At 66.9% G+C, this 4,848-nt stretch carries 4 protein-coding genes; 3 read left to right on the top strand and 1 reads right to left on the bottom strand.

What is annotated here, in order from left to right:
• Positions 1–143: 143 nt before the first annotated feature.
• On the top strand, positions 144–599 hold the full coding sequence (locus QMX79_RS19995; protein WP_282248339.1) for a DUF4442 domain-containing protein: 456 nt from the start codon (positions 144–146) through the stop codon (positions 597–599).
• Positions 600–673: 74 nt separating this feature from the next.
• On the opposite strand, the gene QMX79_RS19990 is transcribed toward QMX79_RS19995, so the two are convergent.
• A complete protein-coding gene (locus QMX79_RS19990) occupies positions 674–1,957 on the bottom strand; it encodes a hypothetical protein (RefSeq protein ID WP_282248338.1) in 1,284 nt (427 codons plus the stop codon).
• A gap of 78 nt (positions 1,958–2,035) precedes the next feature.
• Here QMX79_RS19990 and QMX79_RS19985 point away from each other — a divergent pair, with 78 nt between their 5' ends.
• Positions 2,036–2,713 carry a DUF502 domain-containing protein gene (locus QMX79_RS19985; RefSeq protein ID WP_282248337.1) on the top strand — a complete coding sequence of 226 codons (678 nt, stop codon included), beginning with the start codon at positions 2,036–2,038 and terminating at the stop codon, positions 2,711–2,713.
• A gap of 142 nt (positions 2,714–2,855) precedes the next feature.
• Positions 2,856–4,769, top strand: a complete 1,914-nt coding sequence (locus QMX79_RS19980; protein WP_282248336.1) for a DUF885 family protein — start codon at positions 2,856–2,858, stop codon at positions 4,767–4,769.
• Positions 4,770–4,848 lie beyond the last annotated feature (79 nt).

The raw sequence follows: 4,848 nt of genomic DNA, 5'->3' as shown, positions 1-4,848 counted from the left end.
GTGTAGAGCCACGCCCTGCGTGGCTGCTCTACGTTCCGGCACCGCATAGCCACGCAGGGCGTGGCTCTACCGCGCTGCGGATTGCGCACCATACGGTTGCGGATGGTAAGCTTTCCGTACCTCCCCTGCCCCTTGCCCACGCTATGAAGGCCAGCCTGTTTCGCCATGGACTCAATCTGTGGCCGCCGTTTCTGTTTGCCGGCATCCATGTCTCCGAGGTCACTCCGGACTACCGGTATGTCCGGGTGGAGCTGCGGATGCGGCCCTGGAACAAGAACTATGTGGGCACGCACTTTGGGGGCAGCCTGTTTGCGATGACCGATCCGTTCTGGATGCTGACCGTCATGCAGAACCTGGGGCGCGACTACTACGTGTGGGATCGGGCTGGGGAGATTGAGTTCCTCAAGCCGGGCCGTGGGACTGTTTCCGCTGAGTTCCGTTTGGATGAGGCGCTGCTGAATCAGTTGCGGGCAGCTACCGCTGGCGGTGAGAAGTACCTGCACTGGTTCAGCAATGACATTGTCGATGCGCAAGGTGAAGTCGTGGCGCGCGTGCGCAAACAGGTGTACATCCGGTTGAAGCCGCAGGCGCGGGGCTGACGGCGCGCGGTTGGCCTATACACAGCAGCGTAGTGCCACGCCTTGCGTGGCACGTATCGACCAACGGTCGATACCTACCAGCCTGATGGCAACGATGCGCTGATTGATGGTGGCACGCCCTCCCGCGGCGGACCGAAGCGTGGCACCTGCACGTGCTTCCCGTCTTCGCTCAGGCGCAGCGGTCGTTGCGCGCTGCCCAGTTCCTTCGGCAGCCGTGCCAGCACCTGCATTGCGCCGCCCTCCTCCTGCGGCTGCCCGCGCAGCCACAGCATCGCCCCGGCCATGCGCAGCTGCGCGCCCACGTCCTGCATGCGGCGCGGGTACTCGTCGTAGGCGGGGCCGGCGATATCGATCAGCACGCAGCCCACTGCATTGGCGACACAGTGCGGTGTCCAGACCGGTAGCGGCGGCGCCAGCTGCACCCGCCGGTCCTCCTTGATCTGTAGCTGCACCTCATCCGCACAGCTGCGCGACAGCAGCCACGCGCTACGGGCCAGCGTCTTGCGCTTGTCCAGGAGCAGTTGGTCCTGCCGCGGCACCTGCGCCATGGCGGCGCGCTGGAACCCGAATTCCCCTCGCATCGCCTGGCACAGATCCAGCTCCCGCACCTGCGGCGGCGCGAATGCAGGCGTGCACGTTGCGGGCACCGCAACATCCGCAGGCAGCTCGGCCAGGATCTCGGTGAACAGCCCGGCGCTGCGCTCGGCCCATGCCCCACCGATCATCGCCACGGCCAGGTTGTCGCCCTCACCCATGAGCATCCGCGCGCTCGATACGTCCTGGCACACGCCCTCCAACGCAGCGGTGCTGTCGCCGTTTACATGCGCAAGCGCATGGGCCGAGGTGCGATCAAACAGGACCACCATCGCCGGCATCGGCATGTTGGGCTCCGCGTCGAACGCACTCTGGTAGTAGCGGTAGCGCGAAAGATCGGCGATGCGCGCGTGCAGCGGCTCGTGACCTTGGTGAGCTGCCGCCACTTCCTCGGCATGCGCACGCACCTGCGCCAGGCAGGGCTCGCCGCGCCGGCACCATCGGGTTTCCGCGGTGACGCGCTCGAAGCGGCCATCGGCGTGGCTGATACCAGAACCGGGCAGCTCCGGGTGCTCGCGGAAGCGCTGTACATCGGCAGCGACCAGCGCGTCCCGCTGGGAAGCATCAATACCGTCATACGGCATCAGCCATACTGCGCCAAATGCATTGGCCTGCGCCGGGCGCGCCGGCGGCGGGGCTTCCATCGCCTCCAGCGCATGCCGCTCGGCTGCCGGGATCGGCAACGCCCATGAAATGCCCAACGTCGCCAGCGCCAGCAGCGCCAGGCCCGCCAGCGCGATGCCCATCCATTTCAGTACGCTCAACACAGCATTCCCCCAATGGGCCGCATCCTGCGGCGCCGGGCAGCGTAAACCGGGGCGCCGCCCCGCTACAATGCGCCGATGTCACCTGAAGCCCCCCACCTCGCTCCGCGCCCCTCCCTGCAGCGCCTGTTCCTGACCGGCCTGCTTACCCTGCTGCCGATCTGGTTGACCTGGGTGGTGATCAAGTTCGTGTTCGTGCTGCTGTCGGGCATCAGCAGCCCGGTGGTGGTGCCGTTGTCGGCGCAGATCGCCGCCTCGTTCCCGCACTACCTGGGCTGGGTCCGGGTGGAGTGGATGCAGAACGTGTTCGGCCTGCTGGCCACGCTGCTGGTGATCCTCAGCGTGGGCGTGCTCAGCCGCCGGGTGATCGGCCAGCGCCTGCTGCGCTGGTTCGGTGCGGTGATCAAGCGCATTCCGCTGGCCAGCATCATCTATGAAAGCGCCAAGAAGCTGCTGGACATGCTGCAGACCGAGCCGGGCACCACCCAGCGCGTGGTGCTCATCGACTTCCCGCACCGGGACATGAAGGCCGTGGGCCTGGTGACCCGGGTGATCCGTGAACAGGGCACCGGGCGCGAGCTGGCGGCGGTGTATGTGCCGACCACCCCGAACCCGACCTCCGGGTACCTGGAAATCGTGCCGGTGGAGCTGTTGACCCCGACCGACTGGACGGTGGACCAGGCCATGAGCTTCATCATCTCCGGCGGCGCCGTGGCGCCTGAGACCGTGCCGTTTACCCGGGCCGGGGAGCGCTGAATAGGGATTCCCCGGCTTCGGTATGGGTTCCGTGGGACACGCGTGGCGTGTCTCTACGCTGTATGGGCCAGGCGGTGAGGTGGTCGTGTCCGGCTGAATCAGGCAAGCTCCCGGGTCTGTATAGGATTTACGGAAGCATTCGATGCCCCACCCCGCCCGTGCCTTGGCGCTCGTGATTGCCTCACTGCTGGTCTTCACTGCCGCTGCCCCGGCCGAAGCCGCCAAGAAGAAGGCCAACCGGCCCGCCGCCGCACAGACGCGCCAGGCCAAGCCCAAGGCCAAACCCCGCGCCCGCCCCGCCGCCGCGCCTGCGCGTCAGCCGCTGGTGCGCCAGCAGACCAAGGCAGCCCAGCTCGAGCGCATCTACGACGAGTACTGGGATGCCTCCATGCGGCTCAACCCGCTGCAGGCCACCTTCCAGGGCGATGCGCGCCACAACGACCAGCTGCCCAACATCCTCTCGCCGGCCTACCGCCAGCAGTCGCATGATTTCACCGAACAGTGGCTGGGCAAGGTCGAGAAGATCGGCCCGGACGGCCTGACCGGCCAGGACCTGCTGAGTTACCAGATCTTCGTGCGCGATGCGCGCATGTCGCTGGCCGCCGAAAAGTACCCCGGCTGGATGCTGCCGGTGAGCCAGTATTACAACCTGGGCAGCATCATGGCCATCCTGGGCTCGGGCTCCGGCGCGCAGCCGTTCAACACCGTGCAGGATTACGACACCTGGTCCAAGCGCTCGCTGGGCATTCCGCCGCTGTTCGACCAGGCCATCGCCAACATGCGCGAAGGCATGCGCGCCGGCGTGGTGCAGCCGCGCGACCTGATGGAAAAGGTGCTGCCGCAGCTGGATGCGGTAATCAAGCCCACCGCCGAGGAAAGCATCTTCTGGGCGCCGGTGCGCAACATGCCCGACGATTTCCCCGAAGCGGACAAGGCCCGCATCACCGCCGAATACAAGCGCATGATCGAGTACCGGCTGATGCCGGCGTACCGTTCGCTGCGCGGCTTCATCGCCACCGAATACCTGCCGGCCACCCGCAAGACCGACGGCCTGGCCGCGCTGCCCAATGGCGTGGCCTGGTACACCCAGAACATCGTGCAGAGCACCGCCAGCACGCTCACCCCCCAGCAGATCCATGCGCTGGGCGAACAGCGCGTGGCCAGCCTGCAGGAGCAGATCGCGGCGGTGATGAAGGAAAACCGCATCCGCGGCTCGCAGCAGAAGCTGGTGCGCAGCATGCGCACCGACAAGGACTTCCAGTACGCCACGCCCGATGCACTGGTGATGCGCTACAAGCAGCTGCAGCAGCAGGTGGGCGCGCGCCTTCCTTCGCTGCTGGATACGTTGCCGAAGGCACCGCTGGAGATCAAGCCGGTGGAAGCCGACCGCGCCGCCAGCGCCGCCGCCGTGAGCTACCAGCCGCCGCTGCCCGATGGCATGCGCCCGGCCGTGCTGTACGTGAACACCAACGCCCTGCCCAGCCGCCGCACCTGGTCGGCCCCGGCGCAGTACCTGCACGAAGGCATTCCCGGCCACCACGTGCAGCTGGGGCTGCAGCAGGAACTGGACAAACTGCCGCGCTTCCGCCGCCTCGGTGGCGATGTGGCATTCGTCGAAGGCTGGGGCATGTATGCCGAATCGCTGGGCGACGAACTGGGGGTCTACCAGGATCCCTACGCGAAGATCGCTTACCTGCAGGGTGCGTTGACCCGCAGTGCGCGCATGGTGGCCGATACCGGCGTGCACGCGCAGGGCTGGAGCAAGAAGCAGGCGGTGGACTATCTGGTCAAGACCGCCGACATGCCGGTGGAAGATGCCACCGCGGAAGTGGAGCGCTTCATGGCCCTGCCCGGCCAGACCCTGGCAAACGGCCTGGGCGAGCTGAAGATGATGGAGCTGCGTGACAAGGCCAAGGCGGCGCAGGGTGCGGGGTTCAACCCGCGCCGGTTCCATGCCGAGGTGCTGCGCGATGGCTCCATGCCGCTGGATATCCTGGAAGCGAAGATCGATCGCTGGATCGCGGCGCCGGCGGGCCAAGCGGCGCCGGGCGGCTGAGCTGCAGAAAAAGCGGGCCGCGGGCTGCGGGCCCGCTTGTGGTTGAGTTCTCTTTCGGCTTGGGCCCCCTCTTATAATA

Origin of the sequence: Stenotrophomonas sp. PS02300, assembly GCF_029959395.1 — a bacterium.
In the GTDB taxonomy this organism is placed as follows: domain Bacteria; phylum Pseudomonadota; class Gammaproteobacteria; order Xanthomonadales; family Xanthomonadaceae; genus Stenotrophomonas; species Stenotrophomonas maltophilia_AD.
The sequence above is the reverse complement of the archived record's forward strand: the minus strand, read 5'-3'. Positions and strand labels throughout refer to the sequence as shown.

What these genes read in the sequence shown, in the direction of transcription:
- QMX79_RS19995 (WP_282248339.1), top strand. Translation starts at nt 144, where the DNA reads ATGAAGGCCAGCCTGTTTCGCCATGGACTCAATCTGTGGCCGCCGTTT.
- QMX79_RS19985 (WP_282248337.1), top strand. Translation starts at nt 2,036, where the DNA reads ATGTCACCTGAAGCCCCCCACCTCGCTCCGCGCCCCTCCCTGCAGCGC.
- QMX79_RS19980 (WP_282248336.1), top strand. Translation starts at nt 2,856, where the DNA reads ATGCCCCACCCCGCCCGTGCCTTGGCGCTCGTGATTGCCTCACTGCTG.